Origin of the sequence: Sphingomonas arvum, assembly GCF_026013565.1 — a bacterium.
GTDB classification, from domain to species: Bacteria; Pseudomonadota; Alphaproteobacteria; order Sphingomonadales; family Sphingomonadaceae; genus Sphingomicrobium; species Sphingomicrobium arvum.
The window spans coordinates 1,211,120-1,230,725 of sequence record NZ_JAPDOB010000002.1 but is presented as its reverse complement, the minus strand read 5'-3'; the positions used below and the strand labels follow the sequence as shown (position 1 = coordinate 1,230,725).

Below are 19,606 nucleotides of genomic sequence, written 5' to 3'. Positions count from 1 at the left end.
AATTTGACCGATCACCCGAAGCCCAGAGGCCCTCGGAAACCGGGCCGCCGCCCACATGTCCCTTCATCTCAACCGACAATGTCAAAGAGCCAACGCGTTCCTCATCCCGGTCCTTGTGGTTCCAGGCGCCGGTAAATCCGACTGAGAGAGACGCGAAGCGAAGACCGACCCCGGTGAGGCCGTCCCCGCTCCTATTTTGAAAGAGCTTTGCCAGCTCGGTGTCCCGAGAGGCGAGCGGCTCCCATCGGCGCCGCTGGAAAGCACATATATAGCTAGGAAATACGAACTCAAGAGCCGCCGCGAATTTTTTCTTTGGCTTGCGGATCAGCCTCTAGCAGCAGGCTTGAACGTGGGAGCTGCCATCGAGATAGCAAGAGCATCGGCAATCCAGCCCCGATCGGCAAAGTTGGGCGGGGAGGCTTCCGCGCCTCCACCGGACACACCCAATCACTCAGGCCGGAGAAAAGGTTGCGTTGCGGCGGTCAAGACAGCACCTCTGTCGCTGGCCTCGCACCGGTCGGTCTCCAAGGATAGCCGGATATCCGGGGGGTGGCCTATCAGAAAAGTCGATGGATTCGGCATTACCAGAAGATGTGACCGCGACGGTAGATGTGCTGATTGCTGGCCATGCGCGAGGCTCCTTGCAGCCAGCGCGTTGGCACAATCGGATGGCACTATCCGGGTGCGGCCCTTGCTGAGCCGGCGATCTCTGTGACTTGGCCGGCTCTTGGCTGGGTCGGCGAAGAGCTTGGCTGGGGCGGCAGGATTCGAACCTGCGAATGCCGGTACCAAAAACCGGTGCCTTACCACTTGGCGACGCCCCAGCAGACGGGGCGCTTATAGAGCCACCGCCGGCTCTCTCAAGGCCTCAGTCAGTCGAGCTGCGTGCGATGCGTCTCGGGTAGCCATATGGCGCTGACGACGAACGCCATCGCCACCACCGCAATCGTGTACCATAGGCCGGCGTAGGCGTCGCCTGTCCGCACCACGATGTACTGGGAGATGAGCGGCAGGAAGCCGCCGAAATAGCCCGAGCCGATGTGGTAAGGGACCGACATCGACGTGTAGCGGATCCGGGCGGGAAACATTTCCACCAGGATAGCGGCGACCTGGCCGTAGGTCATGGCCGAGAGCGCCACCATGATCGCCACGGCCAGGATGATCTTCCACGGCTGCTTTTGGGCCGGATCGGCCTTGTCCGGGTAACCGGCCGCTTCCAGTGCCGCCGTGTACGCAGTTTGATCAAACCCGGCGATGCGTTGGTTGCCGACGTTCAGCGCGACCTGACCGGTTTCCTGCTTGGTGTAGCTAACGCCGCGCTTGGACAGATAATTCAGCGCCTGGGCGCACGGCGTCGTGTGCTTGGCCGCAAAGACGTTGAAGCGGCAGTCGGCCGGCAGCTCCAGACGCACCGGCGAGGTCGCCGCGGCCCGTCCCAGCGCCGGATTGGCACCGTCTGCCATCATGTGGAACAGAGGGAACAGCAGCACCAGCGTCAGCCCGTAGCCGAGCAGCAGCAGCTTCTTGCGTCCGACCCGGTCCGACAGCGCGCCGAAGCCCACGTAGAGTGGCGCGGCGATCAGCGCCCCGACCGCCATGTACAGAAGCGCTTCCTCTTCGCCGACCCGCGCGGTGCCCTGCAGAAAGTAGAGCGTGCCGAACTGGCTGGTGTAGTAGATGACCGTCAGGCCCGCCGCGACGCCGAACAGTGCCACGGCCACCCGCTTGAGGTTACCCGGATAGGTCAGGCTGTCCTTGAACGGATTGCGGCTGGTCTGGCCCGCGTCTTTCATCGCGCGGAAGACCGGACTCTCCTTGAGCTTCAGCCGGATGTAGAGTGAGACGGCCAGCATGACGAGGCTGGCGATGAACGGCACTCGCCAGCCCCAGGCGTCGAACTGCTCCGGCGTCAGCGCGTGGCGGCAGGCCAGTACCATTACCAGGCACAGCAGGAAGCCGCCAACCACGCTCACTTGTATCCAACTGGTATACTGGCCGCGCTTATTCGCCGGGGCGTGCTCGGCGACGTAGATCGCCGCGCCGCCATACTCGCCGCCGAGCGCCAAGCCTTGCAGCAGGCGCAGTCCAACCAATAGCCCCGGCGCCCACAGCCCGGCCGTGGCAAAGGTCGGAAGGAAGCCGATCGCCGCCGTCGCGCCTCCCATCACGGTGATGGTGACCAAAAAGGTGTACTTGCGCCCGACCTTATCGCCAAACCATCCGAACAGCAGCGCACCCAAGGGCCGCACCCCGAACCCGGCACCAAACGCCGCTAGGCTGGCCAGCGTCGCGGCCGTGGGATTGTCCGTCGGGAAAAACAGCCGCCCGAGCAATGCGGCGAGGATGCCGTAGAGGAAGAAATCGTACCACTCGAACACGGTACCGAGCGCGGATGCCGTGATGACCAGCCGATCGCGCTTGGCGTCGACGACATATTCGGACGTGTTCGGTGCGGCGGTGCTGGCCATCGGTTCCCCTCTACCCGACCTTGTAGCCGGGAGAGCGCAACCGTCCAGTAGGTCAGGCCTGGCGCGCGTTCACCAGGTCGTCATAGTCCCGCTGCAGCTGGCGCGAGAGATCGCCCACTTCGAAGTTCCACGGACCCGCCGACTGGACCAGCGTCACTTCGGCGGCGGAGCCGGTGACGAACATCTGCTCCAGGCTCTCGAGCTCCTCCGGCCACACCGCGCGCTCCTCGACCTCGATGCCGCGCTTCTGGGCCAGTTCGATCACCGTCTGGCGGGTGATGCCGTTCAGGAAGCAATCGGGGGTCGGCGTGATGAGCTTGCCGTCACGTACGAAGAAGGCGTTGGCGCCGGTCGCCTCCGCCACCTGCCCCCGCCAGTCGAACATCAGCGCATCGTCATAACCGCGCGCATCGGCGTGCTGCTTCGACAGGCTCGCGATCATATACAGGCCGGCGGCCTTGCTTTCCACCGGCGCGGTGAAGGGAGCGGGCCGCCGCCACGGTGCGATGTCCAGCCGGATGCCGCGGTGCTGCTTCTCCTCATCGAAATACTTGCCCCAGTGCCAGCAGGCGATCGCCAAGTGCGGCTCGGTGCCCTTCGGGTTGACGCCCATCGACTCAGACCCGCGCCAGGCGACCGGACGGAGATAGGCGTCCTCCAGCCCATTCGCCTTCAGCACTTCGTTACAGGCGGCGTCGATCTGCTCGACGCTCCACGGAATCTCGAAGCCGAGCAGCTCGGCGCTGCGCCGTAGCCGGCGACTGTGGTCGGACAGGCGGAAGATACGCCCGCCATAGGCCCGCTGTCCCTCGAACACGCTGGACGCATAATGCATCGCATGAGTGAGGATGTGGACGTTCGCCTCGCGCCACGGCACGAGCTTGCCGTCGAACCAAATCCACCCGTCGCGATCGTCGAAGCCGGCCATGCGTAATCCCGATTAAGAAGTTCGCGGCGGCTTAGGCGGCGCCCTCCGGTGAATCAATGGCGCGGGCAGCGGCGGCCAGCTCGGCCCCGCGCCGGGCGGCCGCATCGATCGTGCGCCCGACCAGCGCCGGCAGTTCCGGTTCCAGCACGGCCAACCCAGCGGCGGTGGTGCCATTCGGGCTTCTCACCCGCCGCACGATCTCGTCCATCTCCGCGCCAGTCGTCGCCGCCAGCCAGCCGGTGCCGAACACCGTTTCGCGCGCGATCGTCAGCGACAGCTGAGGATCGAGCCCACGCGCCTCGCCAGCACGCGCCAGCGCCTCGATGAACCGCGCGACATAGGCCGGCCCCGCCCCCGCGACCGAGCCGATCGTGGCCAGCTCCGCCTCGTTCGTGCATTCGACCGTCAGGCCAAGGATCATGAACAACTGCCGCAGCCGAGTGCGGAGCGCCTCGTCCGCATCCGCGCTGTACAGCCCGGTCACCCCGCGCCGGATCGCGCACGCGACGTTCGGCATCACCCGCACCACCGCTTGCGCCCGCGGGAACAGCTCGCGCAAGGTCGCAACCTCAACGCCGGCCAAGATCGATACCACGGCCGTTCGCGACGTCACCCAGTTGGCCAGCCCCGGGGCGAGCTCCCGCAGCATCTGCGGCTTGAAGCCGAGCAGCAGCAGCTCCGGCGGTCGTCCTGCCTCGCCCAAGGTCTGCACGGTCCTCAGGCCCGGCACCGGCGTGCCGCTTGGCCGGATCGCGACCGACTGGCTGAAGTCGACTCCAGCCGAGCGCCAGCCCTCGACCATCGCGCCCGCCATGTTGCCGCAGCCGACGAACCAGATGGACGGTGCCAGCACGGGGCTCCCCGCCGGGCCGGCGGTGACATTCACCACGCTCATGCGCTCAAGCCTCGCCGGCTGTTTCGATCAGTGCCGCCGTGATCGCGTCCTGCGGCGACTTGCCGCCCCACAACACGAACTGGAACACTGGAAAGAAGCGCTCGCATTCTTCCAGCGCCGCCTCGGCGATCGCCTCCGCCTGCTCGAACGTCAGCCCCTCGCCCTCGCCCGCATCGAGCAAGGCCGAGTAACGAAACACGATCAGCCCCGAGCCTGACCACAATTCGAAATGGCCAAGCCACAGCTGCTCGTTGACCAGCCCCAGCGTTTCATAGATCGGCAGGCGCTTGTCGGCCGCGACCTTGATGTCGGGAAAGGCCAGGAACTGCAGCACCTGGTCGTCCGGCCGCCACACGCCGCGCAGCTCGTACTGGGCCCAGCTGCCCGGCGCGGAGGCGACGATCTCGCCGTCGCCCGCCCGCTCGCAACTCCATCCGCGCGCATCGAAATAGGCTTCCAGCACCTCGATGGGGGCGCCGTCTTCCCGTTCCTCGCTGCTGTCTTCCTCGGTCAAGAAAGTGCTCACTCCTCGGGCGTGTCCATGCCCGTCGCCGGACCCTTCTTGCGCGTTCCGGGAGTGGCGCCCGCGCTGGCCGGGCCCTTGCCCGTCGACGCCTCCAGCGCTGCCAGCCGGTTGCGCAATGCTTCCACTTCCTCGCGGGCCTGAGCGGCCATCATTTTCACCGCCTCGAACTCGTCGCGGGAGACGAAATCCATGCCGCCGACGAACTCGCGCATCCGCTCGCGCATGCTCTCCTGCGCCTCGCGGGTCATGCCCGCCACGGTTCCGGCCGCGCCGTTCATGATCTTGACGAAGTCGTCGAACAACCGGTTCTGCGACTGCATGGTCCCTATTCTCCCGTTAGGCCCAGCGGCGCACGGTCGGCGCCGGGGTTGAGCCGGCCCGTCTCGTGATTGAGCGCGGTGGCCAGGCACAACCACGGCAGATAGGGCACAAGCAGCAAGGCCGCCACCCTGTTCAGCGGCCAAGCCGCGATGATGGTGGCGGTAACGATCACGTTCATCGCAAGGATGATCAGCAACGCCCAGTCGATATACCCTGCGCCGAAGAAAGTCGGCGACCAGGCGAAGTTGAGCGCGAGCTGCGCGAAGAACAGGGTTAAGGCCAGCGTGCGCTGCCGGGACCGCGGGCCAGCCAGGATCAGCGCCACCGCAATCCCCATGAAGGTATAAAGCGTCGTCCACGTGACGGGAAAGGCCCAGGACGGCGGCTGGAAGCTCGGCTTCTCCAGCGGCGCATACCAATCGTTGGCGAAGCCGCTATTGGACAGGTAGCCGATCGCCGAGCCGACCGCCACGATCGCCGGCACCGCGACCAGCGCGATCTTCCACCACTTGCGCCGGGGTTTCGGTTCCTGAGCTTCGGTCGAGAACCGATCAGCCGTGGTCGCCATCGCCAGCCTCCTTCCGTGCGCCGAGCAGGAACTCGACATTGCCCTCCGGTCCGGTGATCGGGCTACGCGTCACTCCCAAAACCCGCCAGCCCCGCGAAGCGATCCATTCCGCCGCCTCGGCGCACACGCGCTCGTGCACCACGGGATCGCGCACCACCCCGCCCTTGCCGACCTCGGCCCGACCGGCCTCGAACTGCGGCTTGACCAGCAGCACCGCCACCGCACCTTCGCGGGCAAGCCGAAGCGGCGCCTCCATTACCTTGGCCAGGCTGATGAAGCTGGCGTCGCACACCACCATGTCGATCGGCTCGGGCACCTGCTCTGTTGTGAGGTGGCGGGCGTTGAACTGTTCCAGGACGATCACCCGCGGGTCTTGCCGCAGTTTCCAAGCGAGTTGGTTGGTGCCCACGTCCACCGCGTAGACCTTCGCCGCGCCCCGGCTCAGCAGCACGTCGGTGAACCCGCCGGTGGAGGAGCCGATGTCCAGCGCCGTCGCACTGGTCACTTCGATGCCGAAGTGGGTCAGCCCGTGCTCCAGCTTCACGCCGCCTCGCGACACCCACGGATGATCCTTGCCGCGCACCTCCAGCGCCGCATCGGCGGCGATCATCTCCCCCGCTTTGGCCACCTTCCGCTCACCGGAAAACACGGCGCCAGCCATGATCAGCGCTTGGGCCCGGCTCCGACTGTCGACGAGCCCGCGCTCGACCAGCGCCTGGTCGACCCTCAGCTTCAAGCGTGCGGTCAGGCGCGCACGCCCTCCTCGACGCCAACGCTGTTCCGCCGCAGTGCCTTGAGCACAGTGTCGACGATGTGCGGGGCGTTGAGGCCGGCCTCGTCATATTGCTTGTCCGGCTTGTCCTGGTCCTGGAACCGGTCCGGCAGCCGCATGGTGCGCAGCTTCAGGCCCGCGTCGATCAGGCCTTCGTCGCTTGCAAGCGTCAGCACGTGCGCGCCGAAGCCGCCCACGGCCGCTTCCTCCACCGTCACCGCCACCTCGTGCGTGGTCAGCAGCTTGCGGATCAGCGCCTCGTCCAGCGGCTTGGCGAAGCGCATGTCCGCCACGGTCGCCGACAGGCCCATCGCCTCCAGCTGCTCGGCCGCCTTAAGCGCCTCGGCCAGCCTGGTGCCGAGCGACAGGATCGCCACCGTCTTGCCCTCCCGGACGACCCGACCCTTGCCAATCTCCAGCCGCTCGGGATGCGCCGGCAGGATCAGCCCCGCCCCGTTGCCGCGCGGATAGCGAACCGCGATCGGCCCGCTGTCATGCAGCGCCATAGTATGGACCATGTGGGTCAGCTCGACCTCGTCGGCCGCCGCCATCACCACGAAGTTCGGCAGGGTGCACAGGTAAGCAAGGTCGAACGAACCCGCGTGCGTGGACCCGTCCGCGCCGACCAGCCCGGCCCGATCCAAACCGAAGCGGACCGGCAGGTTCTGGATGGCCACGTCGTGGACCACCTGGTCGTACGCCCGCTGCAGGAAGGTCGAGTATATCGCGCAGAACGGCCGGTAGCCCTGCGCGGCCAGCCCAGCCGCGAAGGTCACCGCATGCTGCTCGGCGATGCCGACGTCGAACGTCCGCTCGGGGAAGCGCTTCTCGAAGCGGTCGAGTCCGGTGCCCGACGGCATGGCGGCGGTGATGGCGACCACCTTGGGATCGCGCTCCGCCTCGCCGACCAGCGCGTCCGCGAACACCTGCGTGTAGCTTGGCGGCCCCGGCGGCGCCTTCTCCTGCTTGCCCGACACCACGTCGAACTTGACGACGCCGTGGTACTTGTCGGCGCTGTTCTCGGCGAAGCTGTAGCCCTTGCCCTTCTGGGTCACGGCATGGATCAGCATCGGCCCGTGGTCGCTGTCCCGCACGTTCTCCAACACTTCCACCAGGCTCACCACATCATGGCCGTCGACCGGCCCGACGTAATAGAAGCCGAGTTCCTCGAACAGGGTCCCGCCGGTCACCATGCCGCGGGCATATTCCTCGAAGCGCTCGGCCGCGCGCTGCACCGGGGCCGGCATGTGGCTCGCGACCTTGGCCGCCAACTTGCGCGGGGTCAGGTACTTGCCGCTCGACACCAGCCGGGCCAGCGCGTTGCGCAAGCTGCCGACCGGCGGCGCGATCGACATGTCGTTGTCGTTAAGAATGACGATCAGCCGGTTGCCCGCTGCCTCGGCGTTGTTCATCGCCTCATAAGCCATACCGGCCGTCATCGCGCCGTCGCCAATCACTGCGATCGCGCGCTGCGGCGTACCGTCCAGCTTGTTGGCGATGGCGAAGCCCAGCGCCGCGCTGATGGAAGTTGAGCTATGCGCCGCGCCGAACGGGTCGAATTCGCTCTCGCTGCGCTTGGTGAAACCGGACAGGCCCCCGCCCATGCGAATGGTGCGGATCCGGTCCCGGCGCCCGGTCACGATCTTGTGCGGGTAGCATTGGTGGCCGACGTCCCAGATCAGCCTGTCGCTCGGCGTGTCGAACACGTAGTGGATGGCGACCGTCAGTTCGACCACCCCCAGTCCGGCGCCCAGGTGCCCGCCGGTGACTGAGACGGCGGAAATCGTTTCCTCGCGCAGTTCCTTGCAAAGCTGCGGCAGCTGACCCTTGTCCAGCTTGCGGATGTCGGCGGGATACTGGACCTGGTCCAGCAGCGGCGTCGAGGGACGATCGGACATTCGGCGAGCCCTAGACCACCCGTTCGGTGAAGTCGAACGGGACTTGTGGGCAGGTGGTGCCTAGGCGGTGCAGCTCTCGCACGTGCCCCGCACCTCGATCACCGGCCGGGTCGGCGCGAACCCGCTCTTCTCGGCGGCCGCCCGAACTCCGTCGGCCAGGTGGTCGTCATCGATATGCTTGGTCTGCCCGCACTTGTCGCAGATCAGGAAGATGCAATCGTGCAGGCAGCCCGGGTGAGCGTTCGCGACATAAGCGTTGGCGCTCTCCACCCGCATCGCTAGGTTGGACGTCACGAACAGGTCCAGGATGCGGTACACGCTGTTGGCCGCCACCCGCCGCCCCTGCGCCTTGGAGACCGCCTCGGCGATGTCATAGGCGCTGGCCGGCCGATCGAACCCCGCCAGAGCATCGAATACCGCCTCGCGCATACCCGTCCATTGCTCGCCCGCTTCGGTCAGCTGGGCCTTGGCGGCCGAGCGCAAGTCGTCGCCCGCGTGAAGGTGATGCTGGTGCGTTGCCATCGCCACCAGATACGCCTCTCCAACTGCGGGAACAAGTGAACCGCACCAGCCCGCCTTCGTTAGCGAGCCATGGCCGACGCTAATTCCAGTACCCAGCGGCGGCGCGAGCGGCCTTCAGGCGGCGACCTCGACGCCCCCGCCCGGCGTGACGAACACGAAGGCGAAGGCGCGACCCGGGGCACCAGCCGGATGGAGGCCTTTGCCGACGGCGTGTTCGCCATCGCCTTCACCCTGCCGATCTTCAACGTGGTCGCGCCCGATTCCCGCTCCGGTGGCCGCTTTCTGGCGCAGGATCTCGCCGCCGCCTGGCCACAGGATGTCGGCTACATTCTCGCCTCCGTGATCATCGGCCTCTACTGGGTGCACCATCATTTCTCCGGTGCGATCTACCGGACGACCGGCCACTGGTTCCTAATCGGGACAACCATCTTCCTGGCCATGATCGGCTACATCGCTTTTCCCTCGCGCATCTTCGCGGACAGCCTGGTGCATCCGGCGGCGATGCCGGCCGCCGCCAGGTTCCTCGTCGCTTGCCTGGCCCTGACCTCGCTTAGTTGGCTGCTGAAGTGGAACATCGGGGTGTTTCGCGGAAACGTCGATCAGCGTCTGCAGCCAGCCTATGTGGCGCGGCTCAATCGGCGGTATTGGCTGAAGACCGGGTGGAGCGTCGCCGCCGCGCTTGTCGCATACCTCTCTTGGCAGGTCGGCCTCGCCATGGCCGGCGCCGGGCTGCTGTACCTGCTCCGGCCACCGGAAACACCCCGCTACCGAACGGAAGCACCGGTGATCGAGGGAGACTAGGCGGTCACCTTGCCGAACGGGTGCACGGTGCCCCGCCGGTTGAGGTCATGCCCAAGCGCCAGGATCAGCACTCCGACGATCGTCGCGGCCGCCTCCGTCCCGTCGTGCGGCAGGGTCAACGCCCCGGCCATCACGCCCAGTCCGAGCCCACCGACCGCGCTCGGCATCATAAAGCCATGTTCGGCGATGCCGCGATATAGCGCGAACGCGCCCAGCAGCATGGCGATTGTCAGGCCTACCTCGTGGATCCACTCGGCCCCGAGCACGCCGCCCGCCGCCGACAGCAGCGCGATCAGCACGGTGGTGGCCACACAATGCACGACGCACAGCCCCGACAGGCCGATGGCCAGCCGGTCAAGCCTATGGTTCGAATGCATGTGCCCTGTCACGAGCGTCAATATACTGCCGCTCACCGGAAGTTACAACATCTCATAGCGTGCGTTAGACAAGCATTTGGGCCAGCTTGCGACGCCCCCTGCCCGCCGCCATATCGCGCTCCGTCATGACCGCTACCACCTTGCCGCTCGGAAATACCGACGCCGCCTTGAGCCGCGCGCGGCCACTCGCCATCGCCAATTGGCTCTTCGGTGTCGCCGCGCTCATCTTCGTGATGGTGGTGGTCGGCGGCATCACCCGCCTGACAGAAAGCGGCCTCTCGATCACCGAATGGAAGCCGGTCAGCGGCGCCATCCCGCCGCTCACCCAGGCACAGTGGCTGCACGAGTTCCAGCTCTACCAGCGCATTCCCGAATACCAGCAGATCAACCGCGGCATGACGCTGGCCGAGTTCAAGAACATCTTCTTCTGGGAATATCTGCACCGCCTGCTCGGCCGGGTGATCGGCCTCGCCTTTGCCCTGCCGCTGCTTTGGTTTTGGCTGCGTAAGGCCATTCCGACTGGCTACGGCCCGCGCCTCCTGTTTCTTCTGTTTCTCGGCGGCGTGCAGGGCGCGATCGGCTGGTGGATGGTCGCGTCCGGGCTCAGCGAACGCACGGACGTCAGCCACGTGCGCCTCGCCGTGCACCTGCTCACCGCCCTGTTCATCTTTGGCGCGATCGTCTGGACCGCGTTGGACCTGCGCTCGCCCGGTGCCGCCCGCCGCCGCTTCCCTACGCTTGGCATCTGGGCCGTAGCCGTGCTTGCCCTACAGCTCATGTTCGGCGCGTTCGTCGCCGGCCTGGATGCGGGCTATGCCTTCAATAGCTGGCCGCTGATGGGGGACCAGCTCTACCCCACTGCGGCGCCGTGGCTCGACCCGCTGCTGCGCAACTTCGTGGACAACCCGATCACCGTCCAGTTCGTTCACCGCTGGCTGGCGTTCGGCGTGCTCGCCGCCGCCATCCTCCTTGCCCGCCAGGTCAAGCGGGCGGGCGGGCGGCGGGAATCCGCCCTCGTTCACGCGCTCATCGGCACCCAGATCCTGCTGGGCATCGCCACCTTGCTGACCGGCGTCGACCTGCACGTCGCCGTCACCCACCAGGCCGTGGCCGTGCTGCTGCTCGCCTCCTTCGTCCTCGCCAGCCATCGCCTGGCGGTGCTCCGCCCGGCATGAGCATCGTCTCGATCTACTGCGTGTTCGGCAGCGCCGAGGAAGCGGAGCGCGTCGGCCGCCAAGTCGTCGAGGAGCGGCTCGCAGCCTGCATCAACATCCTCGGGTCCTGCAAAAGCATCTACCGCTGGCACGGTGCGATCGAGCAGGCTGAAGAAGTGCCAGCCATCCTCAAGACCGATAAGGACGATGCGGAACGGCTGATTTCCCGACTTGCCGAGCTCCACAGCTACGAGGTCCCGGCGATCGTCGCCTGGCCGATCGAGGCCGTCCACCCTCCCTATGCGGACTGGGTTAGGGCTACCGTTTCAGCTTAGGGTATCATTTTACCCGCCAGCAACACGGCCCATTTGCTTGACTTTTCGCGGCTCACCCGCGAATAGCCGCTCCGCAAGCGCTGCCCAGACGGGTGGCGTTTTCACGTTTCAGCTTAGAAGGTCCAAGCCCCATGAAGGCGCTGATGAAGACCACCAAGTCGGCCAAGCCGGCGGAGGTCGAGAAGAAGTGGCATCTGATCGATGCCGATGGCTTGGTGGTCGGTCGCGTGGCGACGATCATTGCCAACATCCTGCGCGGCAAGCACAAGCCGAGCTTCACCCCGCACGTCGACTGCGGCGACCATGTGGTCGTGGTGAATGCCGACAAGGTCCGGTTCACAGGCCGCAAGACGCAGCAGAAGGAATACCACAAGCACACCGGTTATGCCGGCGGCTTGAAGACGGTCACCGCGGACAAGATCCTCGACGGCCGCTTCCCGGAGCGCGTCCTTGAAAAGGCCGTGGAGCGCATGATCCCGCGCGGGCCGCTCGGCCGCGACCAGATGCGTGCCCTGCACCTCTACAACGGCACCGAGCATCCCCATGCCGGCCAGGACCCGCAGACGCTCGATGTCGCGTCGTTGAACCGCAAGAACAAGGTGGGCGCATAACATGGCCGACAAGAAGTCCCTGTCCGACCTCGGCGAGCTGACCAGCCAGGCCGCCGCCGCGCCGGCTCCTGCGCCGGCCGCTGCCGAAGCGCCCGCGACCGATGCGGTGGACGCCGCGGAGGCGCCCGCGCCGGTGAACGTCCAGCCCGAAGCGCCGCTGCGTGAGCAGCAGCTCGACAAGTACGGCCGCGCCTACGCGACCGGCCGCCGCAAGGACGCCGTTGCCCGTGTGTGGCTGAAGCCCGGCTCGGGCAAGATTGTGGTCAACGGCCGCGACCAGACCGTCTACTTCGCCCGTCCGACGCTGCGCCTGGTGATCAACCAGCCGTTCGGCATCACTGACCGCGCCGACCAGTATGACGTGGTCGCCACCGTCAAGGGCGGCGGCCTGTCTGGCCAGGCAGGCGCGGTGCTGCACGGCATCGCCCAGGCGCTCAGCCGCTACGAGCCGACGCTGCGCACCACCGTCAAGCGGGCCGGCTTCCTGACCCGCGATCCGCGCGTGGTCGAGCGCAAGAAGTACGGCCGCGCCAAGGCCCGCCGCAGCTTCCAGTTCTCGAAGCGCTAAGCGAGCAGAGCGGGGCCGGCGCGCCTCGCCGACCCAACGGAAAAAGGGCGTCCCTAATCAGGGGCGCCCTTTTTGCTGCGCTGCGGGAACCCCTCCCCGCTCCCCGCATTCCCTTCGCAAACAAGAACGTTGCAAAGGAATACGGACATGGGGGTGGCATTCACCCGGGCGGTCAGCCCAAACTTCTCGAACTGCGAGCTGACCCACCTTGGCCGCGCGCCAATCGAGCCCGCCCGCGCCGCCCGCCAGCACCAGGCCTATGAGCAGGCGATCGCGGATGCCGGCCTGAAAGTCGTGCGGCTGCCCGCCCTCGACCAGCACCCGGACGGCGTGTTCGTCGAGGACACCGCCATCATTCTCGGCGAGCATGCGGTGATTACCCGGCCTGGAGCACCCTCTCGCCGCCCGGAAGCTGACAACACTGCCGACGCGCTGTCCGACCGCTTCACAGTTCACCGCCTGCGCCGCGGCCGGCTAGACGGGGGCGACGTGCTGCGAATCGGTGACAAACTCTACGTCGGCCAGTCTACCCGCACGGATTGTGCCGGCATCGTCGCACTAGCAAATATAGCCGGCCGACTGGGGCATGAGGTGATCGAGGTGCCGCACGACCGCTGTCTCCACCTCAAAACGGGCGCCACCCACGCCGGGCGCGACTCTGCGGGCCGCGACGTCGTGCTGATCAACCCTGATTGGATCGACCCCGGCGTATTCGACGACGTGTTCTTACTGCCGACGCACCCGAACGAGGCGTTTGGCGCCAACGCGCTACGGGTCGGCGAGCGGCTGATCTACCCGTCGGCCTATCCGCACACCGCCGAGCGCCTGCGCGCGCTAGGGTTCGATGTGGACGAAGTGGATATCAGCGAGTTGGAAAAGGCCGAAGCCGGGCTCACTTGCATGAGCCTGATCGCCGAGGAGCTCTAGGCCACCCGGCGATCGGCCTGATCGCTCGACGCCAGCACGTACAGCCCGCGCGCATCCTTGTCGGCGACCAGCTTGCGGGTTTGCCCGATTACCGTCTCGCCTGCGCCAAGCATGAACCAGCCGTCCGGCGCCATGGCGGCGGCCAGCCGGTCGAATGCCTTCTCGCGCGTGGCCTGGTTCAAGTAGAGCAGGACGTTGCGGCATAGCACGATGTCGAACTCGCCGGGATGTGGTGGCATCTCCAGCAGGTTGTGCACCTGGAACCGCACTGATTTGCGCAGCGCCTCCACCGCACGCCAGCCGTCCGGCGTCTCCTCGAACCACTTGATCATCTGGGCAATTCCGAGGCCGCGCTGCACCTCGAACTGGGTGTAGACGCCGGTTCGCGCGCGCTCGACCACCGCCTCCGACACATCCGTGCCGAGGATATCGATCGTCCAGCCGGCCCATTTCACCGGCTCCTCGGCGAACATCATCGCCAGGCTATAGACCTCTTGGCCCGTGGAGCAGCCGGCTGACCAGATCTTGAGCCGCCGGGATGAGGCCCGTCGCTCCTGCAGCTTGGGCAACGCGGCGCGGGCCAGCAGGTCGAACGGCGCCCGGTCACGGAAGAAATAGGTTTCGTTGTTCAACAGCGCCTCCACGACCCGGCCGGCCAGATTGGGCTCCTTGCCCATGACCAGGATGGTGATCAGTTCATCGATGCTCGCGATGCCTCGCTCACGCAGCAGGGCGGACAGCGCGGTTTCGAGCCGCCACCGACGGTTGAGCGTGAGCTGTTGACCGGTCCGCGCCTCCAGCAGGCCGGCAAGGATGCGGCTGGAGCTGTCGCTTATTTCCATGATTGTTCTCCCGCCCGGGACGCAACACGGCGGGCGATCTGAGTGGGCGGAAGGACGGCGCTGGCCAGCCCGGCATCGGTAACGGCCTTGGGCATACCCCACACGGCGCAGGTCGCCTCGTCTTGGGCCAGGATGGAACCTCCCGCCTTGACGAGCCGGCCGGCGCCCAACAGGCCATCCCGGCCCATGCCGGATAGGATCACGCCGAGGCCGGTCCCGCCATAAAAGTCGGCGACGGACGTAAGCATCGGATCCACGCTGGGCAGGCAACCGCTGGCAGCGCTGCGACGGTCCAGCCGAACCACCGCCTTACCGCCACGATTTTCGACCGTCAGGTGGGCATCGCCTGGCGCGACCAGAATGATATCACGCAGCAGCGGCATACCGTCCTCGGCCACCATGGCCCGGCGTCGGGCTGCGGTGCCAAGCTGACGAGCGAAGACCGTCATGAAGGCCGCGGGCAGGTGCTGAGTGACGAGTATCGGTACTGCAAGCTCGGCCGGCAGAGCCGAAAACATCTGCTGCAGCGCATGGATGCCGCCGGTCGAGGCGCCCACCGCAAGGCACTGCATCGGCTCCGTCCCCATCGCCCGCAAGGCCGCTCCGCGATGGCGCGCGACCTGGGCCTGGTCGGCCGAACCGAGCGCCTTCAGCTTGCCCAGCAGGACTTCACTGAACTTGCCGTTGAACCGGCCGATGCCCGGCTTCGGCATGGTGTCGGCAGCGCCCAGCGCGAGGGCCGACACGGTCACCTGCGCGCCTTCCTCGGCCAAGGAGGAGACGATGATCACCCGCGCGCCTCGTGCCGCGTCCAGGATGCGCGGCAGCATCTTAAGCCCGCCCGCGCCCGGCATCTCCAGGTCGAGCAGGATCACGTCCACGCTGACGGTAGCCAGGGCGTCAATGGCGCCCTCGGCCGTGCTCGCCAACGCCGCCACCTCGAACCCGCCGTCGCCCTCGACCATGCGGGACAGGACGGCACGCGCGACGGTGGAATCGTCGACGATCATCAGCCGGATCGGCTGGCGCTCGTCACCGCTCCTGCTGCTGGCGAGCGCGCGGCTCATCGAGGGAGCCCTTTCTTACGCGACGCCGACGAGCTGGAGCTTGATATGCAGCGTGTCGCGGTCAAACGGCTTCATGACATATTCGTCAGCGCCGGCTTCCAGCGCGGCGCGGATGTGCGCCATGTCGTTCTCGGTCGTGCAGAACACTACCTTGGGCTGATCCGAATGGCCCCTCTGGCGCAGGAGCTTCAGGAACTCCATGCCGCTCATGACTGGCATGTTCCAGTCGAGCAGCACCACGTCAGGCATGCGCTGCTCGCAATGCTCCAGCGCCTCCTTGCCGTCGCCGGCCTCCTCCACGCTGAACTCCAGCGTCTCGAGAATATGGCGGGCGACCTTGCGGATGACCTTCGAGTCGTCGACGATGAGGCAGGTTTTCATGTTCAGGCTCGTTCCTGTCCGGTGTCCGGATCTGGGTAAGGGGGATAGGTAACGGAGGCGTTAAGCCGCTTTCGCTTCGACGCCTTCGACCAGCGCACCAACGTCGATCAGCAGCAGCGCGCCTTCTTCGGTTTCCACCAGGCCAACGCTGACATGCTCCCAGCCGGGCCCCATGGCAGCACGCACCGGAACTGGGTCGGCGATCGCCTCAACCACGTCCTCCACGCTGTCTACGATGAGCGCATAATGATGACCTTCGATCTCTACGACGGCCGCCTCGCACAGGCCGGAGCCGACGTCGCTGCTGCCGAGTGCCAGCGCTCGGCGGCAGTCAATCACGGTCAGCACCCGGCTGCGCAAGGCAGACAGGCCGGCGACATGCGGCGCGGCACGGGGCACCGGGATCAGCGCGTCAAGTTCGACAACGCTTTCCACCGATGCAGCTGGTAAGGCGACACGCTGCCCGGCGATGGTGACGACCAGCAGCAGCTCGTTCACTTGGTTCCTCCCGCGGCGGTCAGCGCCATCATCAGCCCGGCCCGGTCATACCGATAGATGCTCTTGTCGTTCTTGCGCGCGTCCGGCTCGGCCCGCAGCCAGATGGTCCGAGCGCCCTCATCGTTGGCCGGCAGCGGCTGCCCCTTGGCGGCGATGACCAGGTCCGCTTCCTCCTCGCTCTCGCCGCTAACCACCCGGTAGCCCGCCGCCTCGACGATGGGTCGCAGCATGTGCTGCATCCACGGATCATCGCTCGGCAGGCGGCAGACCATTGTTCGATCTTGCGTCGCCGCGCCCCCGCCCAATCGGGCGAACAGCCAATGGACGTCAACCAGCTCGGCGGGTTCGCCGCCGATCAAGGTCACGCCCTCGACTTCCCCCGCCGTCGCCGCCGGCAGCACGGTTTCGTCCAGCTCGGCCATGTCGATCACCTCGGCGAACGCCAGGCCAACTTCCGCATGGCCGTCGCTCAAGCGGAACAGGCGAACCTTGCCACCGTCGTCAGGCACCCGGTCGAGCCCCGCCAGCGGCAGGATCGCCTCGCCCAGCTGCACACGGAGCTGGCCGGCGCCCCAATGGAGCGCCGACGCGGGCACTTCCTCGATCCGGTCGACCAAGCCCAATCGTACTGCTCGGCGCTGGCCTTCCAGCGTGCGGAACAGGAGCACAGGCGTGGCCGCGTGCTGACCGGTGGCGGCGTTGGCATCGACAATCCGGCTGCCCCGCTCATGGTTCTCCAGCTTCACTCCGCCAACGCGAGCCAGGCCCCCGGCGTCGAACAGGAGAATGGGCGAACCATCGTCAGCGAGGGTAGTACCCGCATAGAGCCCGGTCGCCATCACCGCCGGAGCCGCCGGCTTCACCACCAGTTCCTCATGGTCGTGGACCTTGTCCACCGCCAGCGCGAACACGTCGCCGCCGGCGGGCTTCAGCACGATCAGCGTCCGCTCGGCGTCGCCCAGGCTGCTCGGCAAGCCGAGGATGTCAGCCAGCGCCACTTCCGGCACCCGCCGGCCGCGAATCGTCGCAACGCCCGCTCCGCCGACTTGGCTCAGCGTCACGCTCTCGCCATTGGCGCGGACGATCTCCTCGATGGCCGAGCGTGGAATGGCAAAGTGCTGGTTGCCGATGGAGACGGTCAGCGCCGGGATGATGGTCAGCGTCAGGGGCACGCGCAAGGTCATCCGGCTGCCAGCGCCGGGCTTGCTGTCGACTTCAACGATGCCGCCGATCCGCTCAATATTGGAGCGCACCACGTCCATGCCGACGCCGCGCCCGGAGATGCTGGTTACCTGCGCCGCGGTGCTCAGGCCCGCTTCGAACATCAAGGCGAACTGCTCGGCCTTGCTGAGGCGCGCTGCCGCGTCCTTGTCGATGATCCCCGCGGCGACCGCTTTGTCGACCAGCCGCTGACCATCGATCCCGCGTCCGTCGTCACAGATGTCGATCAGGATCTGGTTGCCGGACTGGCGCGCGGACACAGTGAGGAGGCCGATCTCGCGCTTGCTGGCCTTGAGCCGGTCCGCTGGCTTCTCGATTCCGTGGTCAACCGCGTTCCTGACGATGTGGGTCAAGGGATCGCGGATCATCTCGATCATCTCGCGGTCGAGCTCGACGTCGCCGCCCTCGATGTCGACCATCACCTGCTTGCCCAACTCGGCCGACAGGTCCCGCACCATGCGTGGCAGGCCGACGAACAGGTTCTCGATCCGCTGCATGCGGGTGCGGGTGATCGCGTCCCGCATTTCTGCGATGATGCCCGACAAGCGCTCGAAAGCGCTGTCGACGGTCACTTCCACCTCGCTGTCGCGCAGCCGACGGGCTAGCTCGTTGCGGGCCAGCACCATGTCGCTGACCCCGCTCATCACACGGTCGAGCAACTCGACCGACAGCCGGATCGTGCGCGGCGCCGCCGAAGCCGCGGTGCGCTCTCCAACGAGTGCAGCCGGAGCGGCGACCGCCGGGCCTTCCGCGCCAGGCTGAAGCGCTGCGATCAGGTCATGATCGTCACCATCCGGCAGCTTCTCGCCCGCGCCGATCACCTCGATCATTTCGCCGATCCGGTCGATGATCGCCAGGACGGCGCTAACGAGCTGCGGGTCGGCCTGCCGACGGCCGGCCCGAACATCGGCCAGCGCATCCTCGGCAGCATGGCTGAGCGTTTCCAGCCGCGGAAAGTCGAAGAAGCCGCAATTGCCCTTCACCGTGTGGACGAAGCGGAAAATGCTATCCAGCCGCGCGCGATCCTCTGGTGCGGCTTCCCAAGCCACGATCTCGCCGCCCAAGCTTTCCAGCATTTCCCGGCACTCGGCGACGAAGTCGGCAATCAGATCGTCCATTCGGCCCCACGCAGCGCTGTTCGGCCGCAGGGTCTAGGACCGCAGAAGTTAAAGGGCAGTTAGCCCTGTCCCGAGTTTGTCGTCGGGCCTGTCCCGAGATCAGCGAGAGGTCTGTCCCGAGTTATCGAGGGGCCTGCGTCGGCAGGTCCGCGCCGATCAGCAGCAGTTGACCGTCCTCCGGCGACAGCTGGATCGAACCGCCCGCACCGTTCGCCAGGCCGTGCGCCAGCCACGCCGCCGCCGCCCGGGCCTCGACCGTCCCACCGGCCGAGCCGCGCACCAGCGTCTCGCGCAGCACCGGGTCGAGCAGCAGCCGCGGCCCTTCCGCCCGGATCACCAGTTCGATGCCCCGCTGCCCACGCTCGGCGCCCACGTCCAGCCGCCCGCCGCGCACCAGGGCGTCCCCTGCCAGCATGGCAAGGTTGAGCAACAGCTTGACCGCATCCTTGGGCAGCCGGCCCTCCGGCACCATCCAGCCGACCTCCACCTTCCGCTCCGGCCCGTACAGGCCTTCGATCGCCGCCTGCGCCTCGCGCGTGTCGATCTCCGCCCCGAAGCCGCCGCCCGCGCCGAACGCCAGCCGAAAGAACTTGAGCTTGTTGGCGCTCGCCCGCGCGCTCTCCGCCAGCAGCTCCAGACACTTGACCCGCATCTCCGGGTCCTGCTCGTCGGCCAGCAGCTCGATGCCGTTGTTGAGCGCGCCGACCGGGCTCAACAGGTCATGGCACAAGCGGGAGCAGAGCAGGCTGGCGAGGTCGATCGCGTTCATGGGGCAGGTGGTGGCCGATGCCGCCAACCCGCGCAAGAC

At 66.9% G+C, this 19,606-nt stretch carries 22 protein-coding genes and 1 tRNA gene; 6 read left to right on the top strand and 17 right to left on the bottom strand.

Features of this window, described 5'->3' with window-relative positions; all coding sequences use genetic code 11:
• Window positions 1-749: 749 nt before the first annotated feature.
• The 10 genes from OMW55_RS13785 to OMW55_RS13740 all read right to left on the bottom strand — a co-directional run bounded on the left by OMW55_RS13785 (window position 750) and on the right by OMW55_RS13740 (window position 8,898).
• Window positions 750-824: transfer RNA gene (locus OMW55_RS13785), tRNA-Gln, on the bottom strand.
• Between the two features lie 48 nt (window positions 825-872).
• Window positions 873-2,468, bottom strand: a complete 1,596-nt coding sequence (locus tag OMW55_RS13780; protein ID WP_264883956.1) for an MFS transporter — start codon at window positions 2,466-2,468, stop codon at window positions 873-875.
• A 52-nt stretch (window positions 2,469-2,520) separates the two neighbouring features.
• On the bottom strand, window positions 2,521-3,396 hold the full coding sequence (locus tag OMW55_RS13775; RefSeq protein ID WP_264883955.1) for a branched-chain amino acid aminotransferase: 876 nt from the start codon (window positions 3,394-3,396) through the stop codon (window positions 2,521-2,523).
• Between the two features lie 31 nt (window positions 3,397-3,427).
• On the bottom strand, window positions 3,428-4,291 hold the full coding sequence (locus tag OMW55_RS13770) for a pyrroline-5-carboxylate reductase family protein (RefSeq protein WP_264883953.1): 864 nt from the start codon (window positions 4,289-4,291) through the stop codon (window positions 3,428-3,430).
• 4 nt (window positions 4,292-4,295) lie between these two features.
• The gene (locus OMW55_RS13765; RefSeq protein WP_264884023.1) at window positions 4,296-4,805 is read right to left on the bottom strand and encodes a type III secretion system chaperone family protein; all 510 of its coding nucleotides are present in this window, start codon (window positions 4,803-4,805) and stop codon (window positions 4,296-4,298) included.
• Between the two features lie 8 nt (window positions 4,806-4,813).
• The gene (locus OMW55_RS13760; RefSeq protein ID WP_264883951.1) at window positions 4,814-5,137 is read right to left on the bottom strand and encodes an accessory factor UbiK family protein; all 324 of its coding nucleotides are present in this window, start codon (window positions 5,135-5,137) and stop codon (window positions 4,814-4,816) included.
• Window positions 5,138-5,142: 5 nt separating this feature from the next.
• Window positions 5,143-5,706, bottom strand: coding sequence for a TspO/MBR family protein (locus OMW55_RS13755; protein ID WP_264883949.1), 564 nt, complete (start codon window positions 5,704-5,706; stop codon window positions 5,143-5,145).
• Window positions 5,690-6,442, bottom strand: coding sequence for a TlyA family RNA methyltransferase (locus tag OMW55_RS13750; RefSeq protein WP_264883948.1), 753 nt, complete (start codon window positions 6,440-6,442; stop codon window positions 5,690-5,692). Before OMW55_RS13750 ends, OMW55_RS13755 begins: the two co-directional genes overlap by 17 nt.
• A gap of 8 nt (window positions 6,443-6,450) precedes the next feature.
• Complete coding sequence (gene dxs, locus OMW55_RS13745) at window positions 6,451-8,376, bottom strand: 1-deoxy-D-xylulose-5-phosphate synthase (RefSeq protein ID WP_264883947.1); 1,926 nt, start codon at window positions 8,374-8,376, stop codon at window positions 6,451-6,453.
• Window positions 8,377-8,436: 60 nt separating this feature from the next.
• Window positions 8,437-8,898, bottom strand: coding sequence for a Fur family transcriptional regulator (locus OMW55_RS13740; RefSeq protein WP_264884021.1), 462 nt, complete (start codon window positions 8,896-8,898; stop codon window positions 8,437-8,439).
• A gap of 69 nt (window positions 8,899-8,967) precedes the next feature.
• Here OMW55_RS13740 and OMW55_RS13735 point away from each other — a divergent pair, with 69 nt between their 5' ends.
• Entirely contained in the window at window positions 8,968-9,699 is a 732-nt protein-coding gene (locus OMW55_RS13735; protein WP_264883946.1) for a TMEM175 family protein, read from the top strand.
• Here the strand turns inward: OMW55_RS13735 and OMW55_RS13730 are convergent.
• Window positions 9,696-10,076: a MerC domain-containing protein gene (locus OMW55_RS13730; protein WP_264883945.1), complete on the bottom strand. Its 381-nt coding sequence runs from the start codon at window positions 10,074-10,076 to the stop codon at window positions 9,696-9,698. The genes OMW55_RS13735 and OMW55_RS13730 overlap by 4 nt on opposite strands.
• Before the next feature lie 125 nt (window positions 10,077-10,201).
• Between OMW55_RS13730 and OMW55_RS13725 the strand changes: the two genes are divergently transcribed.
• From OMW55_RS13725 to OMW55_RS13705, 5 genes are all read left to right on the top strand, one after another.
• Window positions 10,202-11,251: a COX15/CtaA family protein gene (locus OMW55_RS13725; RefSeq protein WP_264883944.1), complete on the top strand. Its 1,050-nt coding sequence runs from the start codon at window positions 10,202-10,204 to the stop codon at window positions 11,249-11,251.
• Window positions 11,248-11,565 carry a divalent-cation tolerance protein CutA gene (gene cutA, locus OMW55_RS13720; protein WP_264883943.1) on the top strand — a complete coding sequence of 106 codons (318 nt, stop codon included), beginning with the start codon at window positions 11,248-11,250 and terminating at the stop codon, window positions 11,563-11,565. Before OMW55_RS13725 ends, cutA begins: the two co-directional genes overlap by 4 nt.
• Before the next feature lie 131 nt (window positions 11,566-11,696).
• Window positions 11,697-12,176, top strand: coding sequence for a 50S ribosomal protein L13 (rplM, locus tag OMW55_RS13715; protein WP_264883942.1), 480 nt, complete (start codon window positions 11,697-11,699; stop codon window positions 12,174-12,176).
• 1 nt (window position 12,177) lies between these two features.
• Window positions 12,178-12,744 (top strand): 30S ribosomal protein S9, encoded by a 567-nt coding sequence (rpsI, locus tag OMW55_RS13710; RefSeq protein WP_264883941.1) that lies wholly within the window; start codon window positions 12,178-12,180, stop codon window positions 12,742-12,744.
• A 147-nt stretch (window positions 12,745-12,891) separates the two neighbouring features.
• Window positions 12,892-13,671 (top strand): dimethylarginine dimethylaminohydrolase family protein, encoded by a 780-nt coding sequence (locus OMW55_RS13705; RefSeq protein ID WP_264883940.1) that lies wholly within the window; start codon window positions 12,892-12,894, stop codon window positions 13,669-13,671.
• Here OMW55_RS13705 and OMW55_RS13700 read toward each other — a convergent pair.
• The 6 genes from OMW55_RS13700 to OMW55_RS13675 all read right to left on the bottom strand — a co-directional run bounded on the left by OMW55_RS13700 (window position 13,668) and on the right by OMW55_RS13675 (window position 19,567).
• Window positions 13,668-14,513, bottom strand: coding sequence for a CheR family methyltransferase (locus OMW55_RS13700; RefSeq protein ID WP_264883939.1), 846 nt, complete (start codon window positions 14,511-14,513; stop codon window positions 13,668-13,670). The two genes, OMW55_RS13705 and OMW55_RS13700, sit on opposite strands and share 4 nt — an antisense overlap.
• Entirely contained in the window at window positions 14,504-15,580 is a 1,077-nt protein-coding gene (gene cheB, locus OMW55_RS13695; RefSeq protein WP_264883938.1) for a chemotaxis-specific protein-glutamate methyltransferase CheB, read from the bottom strand. Before cheB ends, OMW55_RS13700 begins: the two co-directional genes overlap by 10 nt.
• A gap of 15 nt (window positions 15,581-15,595) precedes the next feature.
• The gene (locus OMW55_RS13690; protein ID WP_264883937.1) at window positions 15,596-15,961 is read right to left on the bottom strand and encodes a response regulator; all 366 of its coding nucleotides are present in this window, start codon (window positions 15,959-15,961) and stop codon (window positions 15,596-15,598) included.
• A 60-nt stretch (window positions 15,962-16,021) separates the two neighbouring features.
• Window positions 16,022-16,459 carry a chemotaxis protein CheW gene (locus OMW55_RS13685; RefSeq protein WP_264883935.1) on the bottom strand — a complete coding sequence of 146 codons (438 nt, stop codon included), beginning with the start codon at window positions 16,457-16,459 and terminating at the stop codon, window positions 16,022-16,024.
• Window positions 16,456-18,798, bottom strand: coding sequence for a chemotaxis protein CheA (locus tag OMW55_RS13680; RefSeq protein ID WP_264883933.1), 2,343 nt, complete (start codon window positions 18,796-18,798; stop codon window positions 16,456-16,458). The genes OMW55_RS13685 and OMW55_RS13680 overlap by 4 nt, the downstream gene beginning before the upstream one ends.
• 121 nt (window positions 18,799-18,919) lie before the next feature.
• Window positions 18,920-19,567, bottom strand: a complete 648-nt coding sequence (locus tag OMW55_RS13675) for a histidine phosphotransferase family protein (RefSeq protein WP_264883931.1) — start codon at window positions 19,565-19,567, stop codon at window positions 18,920-18,922.
• Between the last annotated feature and the right edge of the window lie 39 nt (window positions 19,568-19,606).

Bases quoted from the DNA above. Each gene is read 5' to 3' on its own strand.
- OMW55_RS13770 (WP_264883953.1), bottom strand. From the start codon at position 4,291: ATGAGCGTGGTGAATGTCACCGCCGGCCCGGCGGGGAGCCCCGTGCTG.
- rpsI (WP_264883941.1), top strand. From the start codon at position 12,178: ATGGCCGACAAGAAGTCCCTGTCCGACCTCGGCGAGCTGACCAGCCAG.
- rplM (WP_264883942.1), top strand. From the start codon at position 11,697: ATGAAGGCGCTGATGAAGACCACCAAGTCGGCCAAGCCGGCGGAGGTC.
- OMW55_RS13705 (WP_264883940.1), top strand. From the start codon at position 12,892: ATGGGGGTGGCATTCACCCGGGCGGTCAGCCCAAACTTCTCGAACTGC.
- OMW55_RS13730 (WP_264883945.1), bottom strand. From the start codon at position 10,076: ATGCATTCGAACCATAGGCTTGACCGGCTGGCCATCGGCCTGTCGGGG.
- OMW55_RS13755 (WP_264883949.1), bottom strand. From the start codon at position 5,706: ATGGCGACCACGGCTGATCGGTTCTCGACCGAAGCTCAGGAACCGAAA.
- OMW55_RS13780 (WP_264883956.1), bottom strand. From the start codon at position 2,468: ATGGCCAGCACCGCCGCACCGAACACGTCCGAATATGTCGTCGACGCC.
- OMW55_RS13690 (WP_264883937.1), bottom strand. From the start codon at position 15,961: ATGAAAACCTGCCTCATCGTCGACGACTCGAAGGTCATCCGCAAGGTC.
- cutA (WP_264883943.1), top strand. From the start codon at position 11,248: ATGAGCATCGTCTCGATCTACTGCGTGTTCGGCAGCGCCGAGGAAGCG.
- OMW55_RS13735 (WP_264883946.1), top strand. From the start codon at position 8,968: ATGGCCGACGCTAATTCCAGTACCCAGCGGCGGCGCGAGCGGCCTTCA.
- OMW55_RS13760 (WP_264883951.1), bottom strand. From the start codon at position 5,137: ATGCAGTCGCAGAACCGGTTGTTCGACGACTTCGTCAAGATCATGAAC.
- OMW55_RS13740 (WP_264884021.1), bottom strand. From the start codon at position 8,898: ATGGCAACGCACCAGCATCACCTTCACGCGGGCGACGACTTGCGCTCG.
- cheB (WP_264883938.1), bottom strand. From the start codon at position 15,580: ATGAGCCGCGCGCTCGCCAGCAGCAGGAGCGGTGACGAGCGCCAGCCG.
- OMW55_RS13675 (WP_264883931.1), bottom strand. From the start codon at position 19,567: ATGAACGCGATCGACCTCGCCAGCCTGCTCTGCTCCCGCTTGTGCCAT.
- OMW55_RS13700 (WP_264883939.1), bottom strand. From the start codon at position 14,513: ATGGAAATAAGCGACAGCTCCAGCCGCATCCTTGCCGGCCTGCTGGAG.
- dxs (WP_264883947.1), bottom strand. From the start codon at position 8,376: ATGTCCGATCGTCCCTCGACGCCGCTGCTGGACCAGGTCCAGTATCCC.
- OMW55_RS13680 (WP_264883933.1), bottom strand. From the start codon at position 18,798: ATGGACGATCTGATTGCCGACTTCGTCGCCGAGTGCCGGGAAATGCTG.
- OMW55_RS13725 (WP_264883944.1), top strand. From the start codon at position 10,202: ATGACCGCTACCACCTTGCCGCTCGGAAATACCGACGCCGCCTTGAGC.
- OMW55_RS13775 (WP_264883955.1), bottom strand. From the start codon at position 3,396: ATGGCCGGCTTCGACGATCGCGACGGGTGGATTTGGTTCGACGGCAAG.